A 19,751-nucleotide genomic window follows, 5' to 3' on the forward strand; every position below is an offset into this window, starting at 1 on the left:
GGTCCGAACTGCCAGGCAGTCGGGGCCGGTTGTCCATCCTGCCACGCGCGCGTACCGCTCGCGGGAGAGATCTCTGTCGGAGCGTGACCTGGGCCACGCTGCGTGGCCTTACGATGGCGCGGTGCTGGTCAAGTGGATTCGCTGCACCGTGGTGGACCGCCGCGGCTTCGAGCGCGGGCAGCGGAGATGGGCGGGGCTTCTGGGGGAGCCGGGGTTTCGGGGACAGGGCGGAGGCTGGAGCCGGGGGCGGCCCGGAGTGGCGCACATCTTCTCCTTCTGGGAGAGCCGTTCCTTCTACGACTCCTTCATGGCCCGTTCCCACGACCGGCTTGCGTCCACGCAGTCGGGCACGTTCAAGGACGCGCAGGTCAAGCTCTTCGACTACCGATTCGACGTGAAGACGGGCTTCGAACCGCGCTTCACGGACACCGACCTGGTACGGGTCGCCCACTGCCGGGTCCACGGGGAGCGTGCCGAGCACTTCTCGCTGATGCAGGAGAAGGTCTGGAATCCCGCGATGGCCGGCTCGCCCGGCATGATCCGCGGTCTGTTCGGTGAGGCGCCGGGCCACGAGTTCCTGGTGCTGTCGATGTGGCAGTCGGCCGCCGAGCACGGCAAGTACCGCACGGAGCGAGTCGAGCGCCTCGCGCTGCGCGCCCAGACGGAGGCGGACGTGGCGTCCTTGACGGGCGACATCGTGGAGCTGGAGCCGAGCTGGACGGTTTGAAAACCGGACTGTTAATCGTGCGCCCTGGTGTGGCCCATGGTGCAGGAAATGTGTGACCTACGCCGTATGGAGGCCGTACGGGTGCTCGATCGGGCCTCACTCGATCTAGGGTCTTGGCATGGCACGACCACGGCGCATCGTCCTTGTCCGGCACGGCGAGTCAACGGGCAATGTTGATGACACCGTGTACGAACGCGAGCCAGACCACGCTCTGGCACTGACCGAGCGGGGCTGGCAGCAGGCCGAGGAGACCGGCAAACGGTTGCGCGAGGTGTTCGGCCGCGAGCAGATCAGCGTGTACGTCTCCCCGTACCGCCGCACCCACGAGACGTTCCGCGCCTTCCACCTCGACCCCGAGCTCGTACGCGTGCGTGAGGAGCCGCGGCTGCGTGAGCAGGACTGGGGGAACTGGCAGGACGGTGATGACGTACGCCTGCAGAAGGCCTACCGGGACGCCTACGGCCACTTCTTCTACCGCTTCGCCCAGGGAGAGTCCGGGGCCGACGTGTACGACCGGGTCGGCGGCTTCCTGGAGAGTCTGTTCCGCAGCTTCGAGGCCCCCGACCATCCGCCGAACGTCCTGCTGGTGACCCACGGCCTCGCGATGCGCCTGTTCTGCATGCGCTGGTTCCACTGGACCGTCGCGGAATTCGAGTCCCTGTCGAATCCGGGGAACGCGGAGATGCGGATGCTCGTTCTCGGGGACGACGGCAAGTACGCGATTGACCGGCCTTTTGAACGTTGGCGTGACCCGGAGCCCTACGGGATCACCGGATAGAGTGGCAGAGCGATGACCGCTGACTCCTCTCCCGACGGGCGCCTGGACCGCGCCCTGTCCAGCCTGCGCGGACTCGCGGTCGGGGACGCGCTGGGCTCACAGTTCTTCGTGCCGGTGAACTACCCGCTGCTGAAGCGCCGAGACCTGCCGTCCGATCCCTGGCAGTGGACGGACGACACCGAGATGGCCTGCTCCGTGGTGGCCGTCCTGGGCGCCCACCATCGGATCGACCAGGACGCGCTGGCTCACTCCTTCGCCCACCACCACGACTTCGACCGTGGCTACGGCCCCGCCGTCAACCGTCTGCTGCGACTGGTCCGGGAGGGTGGCGACTGGCGTGAGCTCGCTGCCGCGCTCTTCAACGGGCAGGGGTCCTGGGGCAACGGCGCGGCGATGCGGATCGCCCCCCTGGGAGCCTGGTACGCGGACGACCCGGAGCAGGCGGTCCACCAGGCGGAGATCTCCGCCTACCCCACGCATCAGCACCGCGAGGCCGTGGTGGGCGCCATGGCCGTCGCCGCGGCGGCCTCGTTGGCCGCGGCCCCCGGAGGGCCGCCCAGCCCTGAGGCCCTCCTCGACGGAGTCATCGCGCTCGTCCCGAAGAGCGCCGTCGGAGCGGGCCTGCGACGCGCCCGCGACATGCTCGACTACGGCGACGCGGGGACGGTCGCGGCCGTGCTGGGCTGCGGGCGCCGCACGACGGCTCATGACACGGTGCCTTTCGCCCTCTGGTCGGCAGCCCGGTCCCTTGGGGACTACGAGGAGGCGTTCTGGTCGACCGCTCAGGTGGGCGGCGACGTGGACACGACCTGCGCCATCGTGGGCGGGGTGATCGCCGGGGGCAAGGCGGGTACACCGCCTGCCGCGTGGGTGGAGCGCACCGAGGCGCTGCCGGAGTGGGTGCCGACCGCCGTCTGAGGCCTCACTGCATCCACCTGCATGAAACTCTCTGTACGTGTCGGGAACTCTGTGTGACCGTGCGCTCGTTGTCGTGGCATCCGCTGTGTGAGCCATGGGGGCGCACAGGCAGGTGACCCACGAGGGGTGCAGGGGGTGGTCACGCGGTTCATGTCGATGTTCGCGGTCCTGCCGGACGTGCTGGCCGTGATGGCCGTCGTGACCGGAGCGTGGGCCGTACGGCGACGCGCCGCCTGCGTCTCGTCGCGTCCCGTACGCGGAGTGCGGATGACCGGAGTGTCCTCGTCGTCGGCTCACTGGACGAGGTCCGGCCATCCACGACCCTGTGCGGGCCCGGTGGAGTCAGCCGACTCCGGGGCCGGCCGTACCCGCGAGCGCCTCCAGGTCGCTCTTGCGGACCCGGATGACCAACCAGGCGGTGGCCAGGGCGAGTACGGCCATCGAGGCCGCGGCGACGAACCCCGTCGAGATGCCCTGGGTGAGCACTTCGTGTCCCCAGGGGGCGGGCAACTCGTGGGTCTTGGCGAACTCCGCCTTCTGCTCGGGCGAAGCGTCGGCCATGAACTGCGGCACCTGCTTCTCCGCCTCGTTCTTGCTGGCCGTGCCGAACACCGTCGTCAGGATGGACAGGCCGAGCGAGCCGCCCACCTGCTGCGTGGTGTTGAGCAGTCCGGATGCCGCGCCCGCCTCGTGCGGGGCGACCCCGGAGACGGCGGTGATCGTCAACGTGACGAAGTTGAGGCCCATGCCGAAACCGAAGAGCAGCATCGGACCGAGTACTCCGCCGGCGTACGAGCTGTCGGAGCTGATGAGCGACTGCCAGAACAGTCCGATCATCGTGAGTGCCGAACCGACGATCATGAACGGCTTGGGTCCGAGCACCGGCAGGAACCGCTGGGACAGGCCCGCGCCGAGGGCGATCACGACCGTCACCGGCAGGAAGGCGAGACCTGCCTCGATCGGGGTGTACCCCAGCACGTTCTGCACGAAGAGCACGATGTAGAAGAACATGCCGAACATCGCCGCGGCCAGGCTCAGCATGATCACGTACGTGCCCGAGCGATTGCGGTCGGCGAACATCCTCAGCGGTGTGATCGGCTCCTTCGCCCGGGTCTCGATGAAGACGAAGGCGGCCAGCAGCACGATCGCCGCGCCGAACGAACCGATGGTCAGACTGTCCCGCCAGCCCTGGTCCGCCGCGCGGATGAAGCCGTAGACGAGGGACGCCATGCCCGCCGTCGACGTCAGTGCGCCGGCGATGTCGAAGCGGCCGGTGTGCCGCTCGGACTCGTTGATGTACAGCGGCGTGAGGACGGCGATCAGGACACCGATCGGCACGTTGACGAAGAGCACCCAGCGCCAGTCGAGCCACTCGGTGAGCATGCCGCCCGCGAGCAGTCCGATCGCGCCGCCGCCCGCGGAGACCGCGGCGAACACTCCGAACGCCCTGTTCCGTTCCGGGCCTTCGGGGAACGTGGTGGTGATGAGGGCCAGCGAGGTGGGCGACGCGATCGCGCCACCGACACCCTGCAGGACGCGTGCGGCCAGCAACTGCCAGGGCTCCTGGGCGAGTCCGCCGAGCAGCGAGGCGAAGGTGAACAGCAGGATGCCGGCCGTGAAGACCCGGCGTCGGCCAAGGATGTCACCGGCCCGGCCGCCCAGGAGCAGCAGCCCGCCGAAGGTGAGTGTGTACGCGCTGACGACCCAGGTGAGGTCGGTGGTGCTGAACTTGAGAGCGTCTTGAATGTGCGGGAGGGCGATGTTCACAATCGTCGCGTCGGGTGGCGTTCCAACGGGCGTTATCAGGTTCCGAATTGGGGCCGCGGTGTGATGGTGGGAGCTGCCGGACCGGGGCGCGCCGCACGGCCTCCGTAAGCCGATTCACCCGTGGCGGGCAGGGTGATCGGTTACGGATGCCGTGGTCGGGGGACGAGCGGGTGACGGCTATACGGCCGGAGCGCTGCCCGCGCCGCTGAGGGCTTCCAAGTCGCTCTTGCGGACCCGTACGACGACTGCAGCGACGCCGAGCGCGAGGATGGCCATGGCGGCGGCTGGGATGAAGGCCGTGGAGATCCCGTGAGCGAGGACTTCGTGGCTCCACGGGGCGGGCAGCTGGTGGGTCTTGGCGAACGCGGCCTTCTGCTCCGGCGTGGCCTGGGCCATGAACGACGCGACCTGCTTGGTTGCCTCGTCGCGGCTGGCCGAGCCGAAGACGGTGGTGAGGATGGACAGGCCGAGCGCACCGCCCACTTGCTGTGTCGTGTTGAGAAGGGCGGAGGCCGCGCCTGCTTCGTGCGATGCGACGCCGGATACGGCGGTCACGGTGAGGGTGACGAAGTTGAGTCCCATGCCGAAGCCGAAGAGCAGCATCGGGCCGAGTACCCCGCCGACGTACGAGCTGCCGGAGTCGACCAAAGACTGCCAGGCCAGGCCGATGGTGACGAGGGTGGTGCCGACCGTCAGGAACGGCTTGGGGCCGAGTACCGGAAGCAGCCGCTGCGATATCCCCGCGCCCATCGCGATGACTACGGTGACGGGCAGGAAGGCCAGGCCGGCGCGGATGGGGGAGTAGCCCAACACGTTCTGCACGAAGAGCACGATGTAGAAGAACATGCCGAACATGGCAGCCGCGAGGCTGATCATGATCACGTACGTGCCCCAGCGGTTGCGGTCGGCGAACATCCGCAGGGGGGTGATCGGCTCCTTGGCACGGCTTTCGACGAGGATGAAGGCGGCGAGCAGGATCACGGCCGCGCCGAACGCGCCGAGCGTCAGCGAGTCCCGCCAGCCGTCGGATGCTGCCCTGATGAACCCGTAGACCAGTGCGACCATGCCGAGCGTCGACGTAAGTGCGCCGGTGAAGTCGAAGCGGCCGGGGCGGCGCTCGGACTCGTTGATGTAGCGCGGTGCGAGTGCCGCGATGAGGATGCCGATGGGCACGTTGACGAAGAGCACCCAGCGCCAGTCGAGCCAGTCGGTGAGCAGTCCGCCGGCCAGGAGTCCGATGGCGCCGCCGCCCGCTGAGACGGCCGCGAAGATGCCGAATGCCCGGTTGCGTTCGGGGCCTTCGGGGAAGGTGGTGGTAATGAGCGCGAGCGAGGTGGGTGATGCGATCGCGCCGCCCATTCCCTGCAGGACTCGTGCGGCAATCAACTGCCAGGGTTCCTGGGCGAATCCGCCGAGCAACGAGGCAAAGGTAAACAGCAGGATGCCGGCGATGAAGACCCTGCGGCGCCCGAGGATGTCTCCGGCTCGCCCGCCGAGCAGCAGCAGGCCGCCGAAGGTGAGTGTGTAGGCGCTGACCACCCATGTCAGGTTGGTAGTGGAGAGGTTCAGCGCGGTCTGTATGTGGGGCAGAGCGATGTTGACGATCGTGGCATCGAGCACCACCATCAGTTGGCACGCAGCGATGACCGTAAGCGCGATGCCGGGGTGTGACGAGCGTGAGGCCGGACCCGATGGCGCGGGTGATTGCGTCTGTATCTGATCGTGCGTCACGGCATCTCCCCCAGAGACGAAGTAGTGAACGTATGCGTTCACTAGTCGGGACGATAGCGAGTCGGCCCTAGTGAACACAAGCGTTCTCTAAGGCGGTTGGCCTTGAAGCGGCGCCCTGCGCTGAGAAGGTCGACAGGCCCGGCGGCGTGCTGTCGGATCGAACAGGCGTGGTGGCGGGGAGGTGATCCCGGAGAAGGCGGGCGTGGCCGCCACGCTGTCGCAGAGGGTCCCCGCGTGATCGTGCAACAGTTGTGAAATGGGGGAGCGGCTGGCGGGCGTGACTTGTCTCGTCAGCCAGCGCCGAGGGGGTACTGCGCAAGTTCGAGTCCCGACGCCTCGCCCGCGACTACGAACGCCACCCGCACCGCTCGGAAGCGATGATCCACCTTGCGGTGATCGACCTCATGGCCCGCAGACTCACCGGCGAAGCCACCCTGAACTGGCGCGGAACCTGACCTGGGAGTAAACACGGATCACCGGATCAAACGCTCAGTCAGGCATGCGGATGCGCTGTCCCTTGCGGGGGCAGCGCATCCGCATGCAGCCTGATGGCTATTGCTCTCTGGGGCAGGTCAGCCAAGCGCTTGCTTGTAGGTCCAGCCTCCTGTGCTGATGGCGGTGGTGGGCGTACCGGTGGAGGTCTTTCCGCCTGGGTAGAAGCGGACGGAGCCGTCGGACATGAGGGCCCAGATGTCGGGGATCTTGTCTCCGTTGACGTCGGGGGTGCCGCGCATCAATCGCACATCCGAGCGGTACCACCCTGTGGCCGCGTACTCGCTGTCCAAGCCGGTGGCGGAGGCGGCGGCGGAGGCCAGGGAGTTGAGGTCGACTCCGCCGCCCTGAGCCGGCTTGCCGGTACGGAGCAGGAGGCGGCCGCTGGCGTCGGTGCGATAGAGCAGGTCGGCGACGCCGTCTCCGCTGATGTCCTGGATGCTCACCAGGTCGCGCTCGGACCATGCCGAGGATGCGAGCTTGGTGGCCGCTTTGTAGGAGCCGCCTTCGTAGCCCGAGAGTACCCAGAGCTGGCCGTCGGTGGTGACGACGAACAGGTCGGGGTTTCCGTCGGCGGTGATGTCACCAGTGGCAATGATCTGGCTGTAGGTGGCCGGATCAGGGGCTCCGGCCGGCAGGTACATTTCCTGGCGTCGGTCGACGTTGACTGCGCCGTAGCCGTCGCCTGGATAGAGCCAGAGCTTGCCGCCCAGGCGGGCGATGAGGTCCTGGACGCCGTCGCCGTGGTAGCTGTCACCGAGATGGGTGATCAGGGCGTCTTCCCAGTATCCCATCGTCAGGGGAGAGTACTTGGGCTCGTCCGAGTTGTTGGGGTCCCGATCTGGGTTGTTGCGGTAGGCGCCGGACATCGATATGTGCAGGTCGCCGGTTCCCTTGGTGAGATCCGCGTTGGCTTCGGACGGGTAGAGCCGCAGGTCGCTGTTGCCGTCGATGACGAATACGTCGGGCAGCTTGTCGCCGGTGACGTCTCCTGCCGCGTCGGCGGTGTCCCGGGGGGTGACGTAGAAGAAGTATTTGGTGGGCTGGGACGCATTTCCGGCTGTGTCCACGGCGCGGACGTACAGCAGGTTGGGGCCGGCCTCCGGTGGCTTGATACCGCTGACGGTCACGGTGGTGGAGTCGGTGACCTTGCGGGTGACCGGAGGCTGGTCGTAGGAGCCGTTGAAGCCGTACTCGAATCGGACGGCGTCGCTGGAACTCTTGAAACTGAAGCTGCCGGCCGTGCCGAACTTCTTGGCGCTCCACTGGCTGTCGCCGTTGTCGTCGGTGTCGCCGTCGTGGTTGGCGTCGGCGTCCGGGAAGTCTGCCGAGGTGACCTTGGGCGATGGCGGCGGCGTGCCGTCGAAGGTGAAGCGGCACGGTGTATCGCCCTTGGGGGCGTTGGTTGAGGTGCCGGTCCTCTTGTCGATGGCGCGGGCCTGCCAGGAGTAGGTCTTGCCGGTGACGAACTTCGAGGCAGGGATCTCGTCGGTGTGGACGCGTGCTTTGCTGCCGCCGTTGTCGCCGACGGAGACGTCCGTGTTGAGGATGGGGTGGTCGCTGTCGCCGGTGGGCCACACGTCGAAGTGGATTTTTGAAAGGTTTCCGTCGGGATCGGTGGCGCTGGCGTACAGCGTGATGGCGGTCTTGCCGACGTTGACGTACTTTCCGTCCTTGTCCGCGGTGATGTCGCAGTACAGGCCGTCGGGTTCCATGTCGAGGTTGGTGGGTTCCTTGGGCGGCCGGTTGTATTCGAGATCGACGTAGGGGTCGTTACCGCCGTCGGCCTGGAACTTCTTCCAGGCGAACTGGTCGTTCTCGTTGTTCGCGCGCAGGCCCAGAGTGAGGGTCTCCCAGCCGCCGTTGACGGCCTGGACGGCGGCGTCCTTGACGTCGAAACTCACGTATTCGTCGGGGCACCGCGACGAGCGGTAGCCGTGCGCGACGTCCTTGGAGTCGAGTTTCTCGTACCACTTCGGTTGGTTGGACCATGAGGTGTCGCCGTCGATGGCGCCAGTCCTGTACACCTCGACGACCCGTCCGTCGCAGGACCACGAGTAGGTCTCGCGTGCGTGCAGCGTGGCGCTGTAGACCTTGGCGCCCTTGAACTTGGGGTCCCAGTCGATGGTGAAGAAGGACCGGGAGGTACCCCAGGTATCGGACTCGAAGCCCACTCGAGCCTCGTGCGTGCCGGAATTGAATCCCTTGCCGTTGTAGAACTTCGCCTTCGGCCACAGGCTGTAGGCGGTGGTCCAGTCGTCGGTGTGCTTCTCGGCGGAGGGATCCACGAAGACCGGGTACACGGTGGCATCGTCGGTGAGCATCTTCTGGCTCGGCGTCAGAGTCCAGGTGTTGCCGTCCAAGGAGGCACCGACGAGGGTTCCGTGGGAATCCGGCTGGGGACCGTCGAGGCCGGGCAGGTCGAGAGTCACGGCCGCGCCGGTATGGGTCGGCGTTGGTGTCGGCTCGGTGAGCGGGGCCGGCGTGCCGGTGTTCGGGCTGTCGGTGAGGGAAGGATCCGGCGCCTCATCGGTCGCGGAGGGCCGCGTTTCGGGGTAGGGGTCCGAGCGCTCGCCGTCTGCCGGAGCCAGGGTTTCCGCTGCCGTGGCCGACGGAGAAGCTGCTGTCTCCTCCTCCGGAGCCTCCTCCGATGCGGATTCGCCATCCGTTGCGTGGCTGTTGCTCTCGCTCGGCGTCGGTCCGCTGTCGGCGGTGCCGTCGGTGGCCGCCGAGTGCCCTGCGGAGTCCCACATCAGCGGTGTGGGGGAGATCGCGACGTCCTTTCCGACCTCGTCACGCGCGTGAAGGATGCGGCTCTGGGGATCCAGGGCAAAGGACAGGTCGGGCGAGGAGAGCCCGTACGTGAGTTGGGCCAGGCGCGGATCATCAGCCGCCGCGCGGTTCTTCACCACCAGGAGTTGGGCGAAGCCGCCGTCGTCCGCCACGAGGACGAGGTCCACACCGGGAATGATCTCCGGGTAGAGGGCTCGAGAACCGTCGATAATTGGCTCAGGGATTGCGCCGGGCCAGGTCAGGACCATGTCGTGACCGCTCGTCGAGAGCGTGACGAGAGGACTGCCTGCCGTCGCGTCGTCTGCGGTTGTCGTCAGCTGAACACGGGACATCTGTGCACGAGAGGTTCGCCCGGAGCTGGTGCCATGAGTACCCGGAGAGAAAACCATCTGGGTGTTGGTCGCCTTCGGTGACCAGCCGTCCTTGCTTCGGGCGAGCGTGGTGTCGATGGGCTTCCACGTGCCGTCCACCTTGGCCCGGATCGGGCTGGTGTGGATACGGCGGTGAAGGGAGCCGTCGGGCTCGGCCCAGGTCGTCGCGTAGGCAGTGCGCAGTGCGGTGGCTTCGGCCCGCTTTCCGGTCCTCGCGGCGCTAGTGACGGCATCAGCCTCGTTGAGGGCTGGCTGCTTGGTGGTGTGCTCCCGGCGGGGCGCCGGAGGGTGATCTCGGTCGGAACTGCCGAGGCCCGCATACGTGAGACCGCCCACGAGACATGCGGCCGCAGCTGTGACGGCGATCGCCCGGCGCTGTGGTCGGCGGCGCCATGTGATGGACATGTGCAGGAATCCCCCCTCCGCCCGGGCCAGCACCCTCTCGGCACGGCTCGGCACGCGGATATCGGGAGCAGATCATGGCTCAGGAACCGGGTTACGTCATCACCTGGCTGTTCGGGCGGATCCCGGCAGACGAGCGGCGTTCTTCCTGCCTTCACGTGACCTCAACCAGAGGCGACAGCCTTGGCACGACCCTTCCGGAGCTAGTTTTCCGTGCATTGGCCCCGTAACTACGCATAACGGTGACGGAGATGTGGCTGGTGCAGCTGAAATACATGGTGACATGACATCAGTCCGTGAACGCCCCGCATGGAGAGTGGTTGTGACGTTCCGTCAGAGAATGGGAATCGGCGACATACTTTTCACTCGATTGCGTATGTGATGATCATCACTTGAACAATGTTGATCTTTTCATCGTTCACATGCCTCCCACAGAATCGGCGCGACCTGATCAAAATGTGGGGGGACTTGCGATGAACCGGCGGACGCCGTGGCGTGGCATGGTCGTGTCAGCTCTGGGTGCAGCCCTGTTGGTGACGCTGCTGCCGACGCAAGCCTGGGCCGTCCCGCCGGATCCCGACCGCAGCGGGGTCGAGCTGGAAGATCTGCAGCAGGACGCGCTGACGTCCGGCTCCGCCCAGACTGTCTCCCGCACCGGGCTGGTCTTTCGGGCACCAGTGAGATCCGAAGCACCACCCGACGAGACGGTCGTGGTGCCCCCCGGTGGCACCGGCTCGGTGGCCTTCGCCGCTCCGGCAACGACAGCCTCGGCCACATCGGCTTCCACGACGACGTCGCCTGCATCGGTGACCGAGGGGTTGTCTGCAGCTGCCGGGACGCAGGCGGGATCGCTGCCGGTCAAACTCGCCCAGGCCGCAGATCAGCCGGCCCCCACGGGCACCTGGCAGGTGAAGCTGTTCGACCGGTCCGATGCCCTGGCGAACGGGCTCGACGGCGCGCTGATGACGGTGACCGCTCCGGCGACCGGCTCTGTGCCCGTTGGTGTGCAGCTGGACTACTCGAAGTTTGAGAACCTCTACGGCGCCGACTGGGCGTCCCGGCTGAAGTTCGTGCAGTTCCCTGAATGCTACCTGACCACCCCAGACGTCGAGGGGTGCGATGCGTACGAGGAACTGGAAACCGACAACGACGCGGCGGCGAAGACTGTTTCGGCGACGGTGGACACCGCGGCCGACGGCACTGTCAGTCAGGCTTCGGCGAACAACACGGGCATCAATGGGTCATCGGGTGTCGTTCAGGCCTCGTATGCGCAGCCTGTCGCGGCGACCGGCGACAAGACCGCGGTGGCGGTGATCGATTCGGGTGCTGGCCCGAGTGGCACCTTCAAGGCGACCGCGCTCGCCGCATCCGGCAAGTGGGAGGCGGGCGGTTCGTCGGGCGCGTTCACCTATTCGTATCCACTGCAGGTGCCGCCCGCGCCGGCTGGTCCGACCCCGCAGGTGTCGTTCACGTACAACTCGCAGTCGGTGGACGGCAAGACCGCTGTTTCCTCGCCGCAGGCCTCTTGGGTCGGAGAGGGATGGGGCTACGACCCCGGCCACATCGAGCGCCGCTACCGCTCGTGCCAGGACGACCGCAAGGACGTCGACGGAAAGTCTCCGAACAACACAGCCAAGAAGGACAAGACGCCGGACCTGTGCTGGGTGTCGTACAACGCGGTGATGACCCTCAACGGCCGCACCACCGAACTCGTGCGGGTCGGCACTACCGACACCTACCGCTCGCAGAGCGATGACGGGACGCGCATCGAACGGAAGACCGGCGGTGACAACGGGGACGAGAACGGCGAGTACTGGGTCGTCACCACCACCGACGGCACCAAATACTTCTTCGGTCTGAACAAGGTGGGCGGCTCCCACGCCGACACCCAGTCTGTCTTTACCGCCCCCGTGTTCGGCAACCACCCTGACGAACCCTGCCGCAAGGATGCGTTCGCGGACTCCCGCTGCACGCAAGCCTGGCAGTGGGGCCTGGACAAGGTCGTCGACACCAACGGCAACACCATGATCGTCAACTGGCAGACGGAGACGAACTACTACGCCGCGAACAAGAAGTTCAAGTCGCCGGTGAAGTACGTACGCGGAGGCTACCCGACCAGCATCGAGTACGGGCTGCGCCCGAACGACCTGACCAAGCCCGCCGCACGGGTCGTCTTCGATGCCAAGGAACGGTGCCTGGCCAGCGACACTGCCTGCGACCCCGCCAACTTCGACAAGACCAAGGACCCCGCCGCCTACCGCCCCTGGTGGGACAGTCCGGGCAACCTCAACTGCAAATCCGACTCGAAGCTGTGCCCGGCCTTTCCCTCGTTCTGGACCCGCATGCGCCTCGACGCCGTCAGCACCGAAGCGGCGCGCCCCGGAGTCAGCGGCCTGGCCACCGTCGACAGATACGACCTCGACCAGTCCTTCCCACGCGACTGGTACCACACGTCCCCCAGCCTGTGGCTGAACTCGATCACGCGCTACGCGTACCGCCCGGGCGACACCAAGGGCTCCAAGATGCCCCCAGTGACCTTCTCCGCGTACACGGTCGACGCGGCCGACCCGCTCGGTGACTACCTGGCGGACAAGCATCTGCCCAACCTCGTCCCCCGCTACAGCGGCGACCCGCGCCCCGGCTTCAACCGGCCACGCATCGGCACCGTGACCACCGAGGCAGGCGAAGACATCGAGGTGACCTACGCCGGTGGCTGCAAGACCGAACCATCGGTCGCGCCCGAGAACAACCACGGCACCTGCTTCCCCGTCCGTTGGTCTCCGGACGGAGACGAGAAGAAGCCCGCCATCGCCTGGTTCAACAAGTACGTGGTGACCACCGTGAGCCGACACGACAAGGTCTCCTCAAACGGCCAGGACATCATCACGTCGTACAGCTACGACAACGGCGCCTGGGGCAAGGACGACGACGAGTTCAGCAAGCCCGACCTGCGCACGTACAACGTGTGGCGTGGCTACCAGAAGGTCACCACGCTCACAGGCAACCCCGCCTCCGGCCCGGACGTGCCGCAGACGCAGTCAAAATCCGTCACCCGCTACTTCCGTGGCGCAGGCGGCACTCTGAAGGACTCCAAAGACGCGATCGAACTCGGCGAGGACAGACCGGAGTTCGCGGGCCTGGCTGCCGAGGCGCTCGTCTACGACAGCAGCGCCAGCGGCGCCAAGCTCGTCAAGCGCACCCTCACCTTCCCGGAGTCCAAGCAGACCGCCTCGCGCGCACGCGACGGCGGACTCGACCCGATTCTCGCCCGAAGGGTGTGGGCCAGGCGCAGCGACGCGATCCAGACCGTCGGCTCCAGTTGGCGCTCTGTGCGCACCGAGACCGTCAGCATGGACACCGACCACGGTCTGCCTCTCGCTGTCGAGACGTCAGTTGTTCAGCCGGACAGCACCGGAGCGGAGAAACGCAGCAACTACACCTGTGCCAAGACCGACTACGCGAACAATGACGACGCCAACATCATCGGCTTGGCCAAGCAGGTCCGCACCACCGCCACCTCGTGTGCCAGCGCGGGATCCGCCACCGCGGACCAGCTGATCTCCGCGGTGCGGAACACCTACGACAACAAGGCCTGGGGCGAGGCGCCGACGGTCGGCCTGGTCACCACCGAGCAGTCCAACACCGCCGACGGCACCGGATGGATCCGCAGCACTCACAACACCTACGACCCACTCGGCCGCATCCGCATCGTCACCAACGCCAAGGACGTCCCGGTTTCTCGGACCGAATACACCCCCGGGGACGCGGGCGGGCCGGTCACCGAGATGAAGGTCACGGACGCCTTGGGCCACTACGTCAAGACCACCCTCGACCCGGGTCGAGGCCTGGTTCTGACCCGCACCGACACCAACGGCCGTGTCACCCGCAGTGAGTTCGACGCCTTCGGCCGCCTGATCAAGGGATGGACGCCGTCCCACTCCTCTGGAACCCAGAACCCGGATGTGCAGATCTCCTACCAGGTCACTTCCGGTAGCAAGCCCACCGCGGTCACCGTCCAATCCCTGCGCGACGACGGGGGCTACGACAAGCAGATCACCCTCTACGACGGCATGCTGCGACCCATCCAGACCCAGGCCCCCGCACACGGACCCGGCCGTGTCATCACGGACACGCGCTACAACGACCACGGCCTGATGTCGCAGACCAACAACCCCTACCTCGCCCCAGGTGAACCGCAGGCCGCGCAGTTCAAACCGAAGAGCGACACACTCGTCCCGAGCGGCAGCGCTACGACCTATGACGGCCTGGAACGCTCGGTCAAGGCCACCACCGTCCAGAGCGGCAGTGCCGTCTACTCCAGCACCACCACTTACGGCGACGACTACACCATCGCAAAGCCCGTTGGCGGGGCTGCTCCGGCGACCAAGACCTGGACGGACCCGCTCGGCCGAGTCAGCCGTATCCAGCACTACACCAAGTCCGACCTCAGCCAGTGGCGGGACACCACCTACGAGTACGACGCCCGTGGCAAGCAGAAGAAGGTCACCGACGAGGCCGGCAGTGTCTGGAGCTACCTTTACGACGCCCGCGGTCGGCTCACTGACTCCTTTGACCCCGACACCGGGCACTCTTCCTTCGGCTACGACGACCTCGACCGTCGGACGAAGGTCGTCGAAGGACGTGAGAAGACCGAGTACACCGTCCATACGGACTACGACGACATCGGGCGAGTCATAGCCACGCGTGAGGGCAGTGCAAGCGCGGCGCCGACCCGTGAATGGGAATACGACACCCTGCCCGGTGCCGACGGCATGCTGGCTGCGGCCATCCGCCATGACGCCAGCGGCGATTACGTCAGCCGCATCACCGGCTACGACACCGGCTACCGCGTCACGAGCCGCGAAATCACCATCCCCAACACATCCCCGCTCACGAAGGGTGTCTCCGGCACATACAAATTCGGCTACACCTATACCCCCACCGGCAAGCCGCGCAGCACCACCCTGCCCGCCACCCCGGGCGGCCTCGCACAGGAAGAAGTGATCACCCGCTACGACAGCGACGGCCTGGCCGAATCGACATCAGGCCTGTCCTGGTACACCGCGGATGCCAGCTATTCGCCCTACGGCGAGGTCCTGCGGACCGTCACCGGCCCGCAGCCCTACAGGGTCTGGACCACCAACTTCATCGACGACCGCACAGGCCGTCTCCAGCGCACCGTCAGCGACCGGGAGACCGCGGGCCCTCACCGCCTGGCCGACACCCGCTACTCGTACGACACAGTCGGCAATATCACCTCCCAGTCCACCGGCGCCGCCACCACGACGTCGACGGTCTGGGACACCCAGTGCTTCACATACGACGCGATGGGTGAGCTGGTCCACGCCTGGACCTCGAACATCACACCCGGCACGGGCGGCACCGGCTGCAAGTCCGCCAATGGGACAACCTGGGGTTACCGCGGCGACGGACTGCGCTCCGCCGGCCCTATCGCCAACGCCCCGGACGCCCAGACCGACGCCACGGCGCCCGATGACGCTCTGAAGACATCGCTGACGAACGCCGCACCCGACACCAGCACCGTCGCTACGGGCACCGGCACGACGTACTGGGACTCGTACACCTTCGACGCCATCGGCAACCGGGCCACTCAGACCCAGCACGCCACGGCGAGTGGCCTGGACACCAGCCAGGACATCACTCGCACGTACGGTCACGGCAAGCTCGACACCGGCAACGGCACGAGCCAGCCCGTTCTGACCCAGCCGCACACTCTCACCAGCGTCACCAATACCAAGGGCGCAACCACTACCGGCACCCAGTCGTACGTCTACGACGCGGCCGGTAACACCACGGTCCGCCCCGGCACCACCCAGGACCAGTCCCTGACATGGACAGCCGAGGAGAAGCTCGACACAGCGACCGCCGAAGGCAACACCACCCAGTACGTGTACGACGCCGATGGCAACCGCATCCTTCAGAGTTCCTCCGCCGGCACCACTCTGTACCTGGGCGAAACCGAAGTCATGACCGATGGCTCCGGCACACCCGTCAACGCCACCCGCGCCTACGCACAGGCCGGCGCACCGACCGTCATCCGCACCACCAACGGTTCCGCCACCAGCCACAAACTCAGCTGCACGCTCACCGACCGGCTTGGCACTGCCACGATCGCCGTCGACCTGGGCAAGGATCAGATAGCCACCCGCCGCGCCTTCAAGCCCTACGGCGAGACCCGCGGCACCAAGCCGTCCAACTGGCCTAACCAGCACACGTATCTGGGCGTCGGCATTGATGACACCAACACGGGCCTGACGCACCTGGGGGCCCGCGAATACGACCAGAACACTGGCCGTTTCATCTCGGCTGACCCTGTGTTCAACATGGCGGATCCGCTGCAGTCGAACGGGTACTCCTACGCGAACAACAACCCTGTCACCAAGAGTGACCCCACCGGGTTGTGCCCCAAGGAGGCCTGCGAGGGGCATGGGCAGAACACAGCTGATACACCGTACGAGCCGCCCAGCGGTGGCTCGGGTGGCAGCAAGGGCCAGGGCAAGGACAAGCAGGGCACGACAGTTGTCCGCAACAACGGGCAGTCGAATGTGGGTACAGCCTGCACCGGTGCGGCCATGGGTGCGATGAAGAACCCGCACGACGTGGCGGTCTGCAAGACCGGTGAGGCAGCTGCGGAGTGGGCGAGCCAGCACAACATCGATGGGTACGTCACGGTGGGAGTCGGGACGGGTAAAAAGGAAATCAACGGCATCCCGAAGGGACATAGAAATCTAGAAGGGGAGAAGGACGGGGAGGCCGACGTAATTCTATGGACAAAGGACACGGTATATATTTGGGAGGTAAAGCCTAGGCCTGGGAAGGATAAAGACGATACGTATGCCTACGTGGATGGGCCGCTACAGCTCGACAACTATGTGAACAAGCTGCGAACCCACCTTCGAAGCCAAGGGGACAGCCGTTCAGTTCAAACGGGGCCATACATCGCCAGGAAGCCATTCACCTGGACCACCTATCGGGGTGCAGTCTGGTCCCTCAAGGCTTACCCGGGAATGCGGTTCTACGGTCTGGACAACAACGATGACGAGGAGCCGACTCCCCAGCCGAGCCCCGGTTCGACCGACCTTCCAACTCAGCGGCCGACGCGCACCCCAACAGCCGAGCCCACTCCATCGGCGACAGGGACCTGGAGCGGGGGCTCGCCCGCCACTAGCCACTCGGGTGAAGCCGCCGTGGTCGGCGGTGGAGTGACGCTCACCAGCGTGGCATTTTGGGCGGCGGACGTCCTGTCCAAGGGGCCCGCATGTCTGGTGGGGGGGATGTGCTGAGGAGGAGCGACCGATGCCCGGCTGATGGGGTGGGCGTCGGCTCCGTAGGATGGAAACCACGCGAGGAGGATGAGTGAGCATCGACGTGTACATGGAGGCGACCATCGCCCCACTCGGCTCCGCAGAGCGGGGCAAGGCAGTCGTTGCCTGGTTCGAGGCGGCGCTCTCCGGACCACTCGCCGATCTTGTCTGGCAGGAGGAGCGCGCTGAAGCAGGCGTGCACACCAGAACCTCTGTGTGGCCATCCGAGGGTAAGCGGCGCATTCAAATGCCTCACTTGGGACGGAACCGCGATCGACTGAGCGCGGAACTCGCCAAGAGTCCCAAGGGGGTTATCACGGAATTCTATGGTGACGGCACCTTGGGTAGAGTGCAGTGCTCCTACCTTCCAGTCGAAGGGGAGTGGTCAAAGTTTGCCGTGGCACTTGAAGTTGGCTCTTCGGGGTTTTCTGATTCCGTGCAGTGCGCAAGCCTGGTGGGATTCCTCACGCAGGCGCTTGATGATCTGAACCCAATCTTCGCGCGAATCGAATCAAACGTCTTTTCTGACAGGACCAACATCGAAGCTGTCCTGAACCGTGACCTCGACGAATCTCTCCCGGAAGGGCGGCAATTCCTGCGCGGCTACGCGTGGGTAACCGTGTGCCCTGGAGAGTTGGTAGAGCGACTGGGCGGCGCAACAGCATTGTCTGCTTCGAGGGCGTTCCACCGAGTTGTTCCGCTCGGCTCTGGTGGCGTGCTGTTGCAAGCCTCGGAGACGCTGGCCGGATACACGGATCAGTCGATGGAGCGAGTATTCACCGTGCTCGCCCCGGTGTTGCCCAAGGGTGAACCGCACGCGAATCCAGCCCACCCTGATGTGCGTTTCGTGCCACGAGATGCTCGCCAGGCCTGCTGAGGCGCGAGCAGGGTGAGCGACATGGACGTCTACATTGAAGCCTCGTTCGACAGCACGACGGCCGCCGAGCCCGGCGCATCCCTGATCCGGTGGTTCCGGACAGCACGCATTCGCCTGTTCGATGGGCTAGTGGCAGCGGAAGCGAACCGTGGCGAGCGAATTCTCTCTCTTGCTCGGGTCATCCAAGGAATCGATGATGCTCCTCGTCGCTTCTCCGATGTCAACAATGCTTGGGGGGAATTCGAGGAATGTCTCCCCACGTTCCCCTGGGGGGCGAGGGTCACGTTCCTCAAGGACGGTCACGAAATGTCCGAACTGGGCTCAGTGAGCACACGCCATGCGTTCACCGATGGCTCCTTTTGGAAGGCGTCGGCCGCGTTGGTCGTGGAGTCCTCAGACGACTCTGGTCAGAGTGCGGCGCTGGTGGAATGTCTGCGCGAGGCTCTGGACGGGAGCAGCCCTACATTCGGCCGTATTGAACTGAACAATTTCAACGAACTCACGAACATCGAGGCTGTGCTGCGCCGCAGGCAGCGCAAGTCTTTGCGGGAAAGTCGTCAGACATTGCGAGGTTATGCCTGGGTGACGGTTTGTCCCGCCGAACTCTTGGCACTCCTCGGTGGCGCATCAGCTCTAGAGGCGTCAGGGGCCTTCCATCGGGTGATCCCGCTGAGCGCTGGAGGTGCTCTGCTCCAGGCTTCGGAGACTCTGGGGGGATACACCGATGAGGTGATGGAACGAGTGTTCCTGACACTCGCGCCAGTGCTGCCCGAGGGCGAGCCGCATCCGGACCCGGCCTTCCCCTACATGCGCTTCGTTCCACGAGACGCCGCAACGGCTCGTTGAGCCTCGGAGCAGCCACAGCAGACATCCAGGAACCGGAGGTTCTGCTACTGCCACGGCAAAGGGTCTGTAACGCGAGCGGTGTAACTGGGCTTGGTGTGGCAAGAGTTGGTCTGCGGTGAGGCGGCCGTCGAAGGCCAGGTCAAAGGCGTTCATGGCGCCCTTCCAGCGCAAGGTCCAGCGTTTGCGGCTGGCGCCGGTCGGGTCGAGGCTCATGACGGCCATGTAGACACATTTGAGGGCGGCCTGTTCCGTGGGGAAGTGCCCGCGGGAGCGGCCTTGCGGATGCGGGCGTTGACGCTCTCGATGCTGTTGGTTGTGCACACAATGCGGCGTATTTATGCATGAAACTGAAGGAAAGGCATGAACTCGGGCCAGCTGCACTCCCAGGGAGGGAGACGAGTGGTGAGTGGACTGACGCGGACGGATCTCATCGCCTTGGTCGAGACGATCTTGAGCGGCGAGGGCACGGAAGAGGAACAGGCAGAGCTCAGGAGGACTCTTGAGCGCAACGTTCCTCACCCGCGGGTCATCGACCTCGTCTACTGGCCTCGCCAGGAGGGATTCGATCGGGACGACTTGACGGCAGAGGAGATCGTGGACGCCGCCCTCGCCTACAAGCCGATCGGGCTGTGATTCGTGACAGCGGGGCATCCGCATGGTGCGGAGCCTCGCTGCCACGTTGTAACGCTGTCCCTTGGTAAATCCATGTTGAATCCAGCACGGA

At 65.9% G+C, this 19,751-nt stretch carries 10 protein-coding genes and 2 pseudogenes; 8 read left to right on the forward strand and 4 right to left on the reverse strand.

Features of this window, described 5'->3' with window-relative positions:
* Positions 1-121 precede the first annotated feature (121 nt).
* The 3 genes from OHU89_RS36035 (at position 122) to OHU89_RS36045 (ending at position 2,423) form a co-directional block, all read left to right on the forward strand.
* On the forward strand, positions 122-727 hold the full coding sequence (locus OHU89_RS36035) for a YdbC family protein (protein ID WP_405649144.1): 606 nt from the start codon (positions 122-124) through the stop codon (positions 725-727).
* A gap of 118 nt (positions 728-845) precedes the next feature.
* The gene (locus tag OHU89_RS36040) at positions 846-1,505 is read left to right on the forward strand and encodes a histidine phosphatase family protein (protein ID WP_405649145.1); all 660 of its coding nucleotides are present in this window, start codon (positions 846-848) and stop codon (positions 1,503-1,505) included.
* A 12-nt stretch (positions 1,506-1,517) separates the two neighbouring features.
* On the forward strand, positions 1,518-2,423 hold the full coding sequence (locus OHU89_RS36045) for an ADP-ribosylglycohydrolase family protein (RefSeq protein WP_405649146.1): 906 nt from the start codon (positions 1,518-1,520) through the stop codon (positions 2,421-2,423).
* A gap of 342 nt (positions 2,424-2,765) precedes the next feature.
* On the opposite strand, the gene OHU89_RS36050 is transcribed toward OHU89_RS36045, so the two are convergent.
* Both OHU89_RS36050 and OHU89_RS36055 read right to left on the reverse strand, forming a co-directional pair.
* Positions 2,766-4,238, reverse strand: coding sequence for an MFS transporter (locus OHU89_RS36050; protein ID WP_405654797.1), 1,473 nt, complete (start codon positions 4,236-4,238; stop codon positions 2,766-2,768).
* Positions 4,239-4,367: 129 nt separating this feature from the next.
* Positions 4,368-5,906, reverse strand: coding sequence for an MFS transporter (locus tag OHU89_RS36055; RefSeq protein WP_405654799.1), 1,539 nt, complete (start codon positions 5,904-5,906; stop codon positions 4,368-4,370).
* Between the two features lie 344 nt (positions 5,907-6,250).
* Here OHU89_RS36055 and OHU89_RS36060 point away from each other — a divergent pair.
* A pseudogene (locus tag OHU89_RS36060) lies at positions 6,251-6,376 on the forward strand (IS5/IS1182 family transposase); the annotation flags it as partial.
* Positions 6,377-6,493: 117 nt separating this feature from the next.
* Here the strand turns inward: OHU89_RS36060 and OHU89_RS36065 are convergent.
* Positions 6,494-9,982, reverse strand: a complete 3,489-nt coding sequence (locus OHU89_RS36065) for an FG-GAP-like repeat-containing protein (RefSeq protein WP_405649147.1) — start codon at positions 9,980-9,982, stop codon at positions 6,494-6,496.
* 503 nt (positions 9,983-10,485) lie between these two features.
* Between OHU89_RS36065 and OHU89_RS36070 the strand changes: the two genes are divergently transcribed.
* From OHU89_RS36070 to OHU89_RS36080, 3 genes are all read left to right on the forward strand, one after another.
* Complete coding sequence (locus OHU89_RS36070) at positions 10,486-17,283, forward strand: RHS repeat-associated core domain-containing protein (RefSeq protein ID WP_405649148.1); 6,798 nt, start codon at positions 10,486-10,488, stop codon at positions 17,281-17,283.
* Positions 17,284-17,356: 73 nt separating this feature from the next.
* Positions 17,357-18,181 (forward strand): hypothetical protein, encoded by an 825-nt coding sequence (locus OHU89_RS36075; protein WP_405649149.1) that lies wholly within the window; start codon positions 17,357-17,359, stop codon positions 18,179-18,181.
* 21 nt (positions 18,182-18,202) lie between these two features.
* Entirely contained in the window at positions 18,203-19,027 is an 825-nt protein-coding gene (locus OHU89_RS36080) for a hypothetical protein (protein WP_405655116.1), read from the forward strand.
* A gap of 111 nt (positions 19,028-19,138) precedes the next feature.
* Here the strand turns inward: OHU89_RS36080 and OHU89_RS36085 are convergent.
* Positions 19,139-19,413, reverse strand: a pseudogene (locus OHU89_RS36085) (transposase); the annotation flags it as partial.
* Positions 19,414-19,429: 16 nt separating this feature from the next.
* Here OHU89_RS36085 and OHU89_RS36090 point away from each other — a divergent pair.
* Positions 19,430-19,660: a hypothetical protein gene (locus OHU89_RS36090; protein WP_405649150.1), complete on the forward strand. Its 231-nt coding sequence runs from the start codon at positions 19,430-19,432 to the stop codon at positions 19,658-19,660.
* Positions 19,661-19,751 lie beyond the last annotated feature (91 nt).

This window comes from Streptomyces sp. NBC_00019 (assembly GCF_045041015.1).
GTDB lineage: Bacteria > Actinomycetota > Actinomycetes > Streptomycetales > Streptomycetaceae > Streptomyces.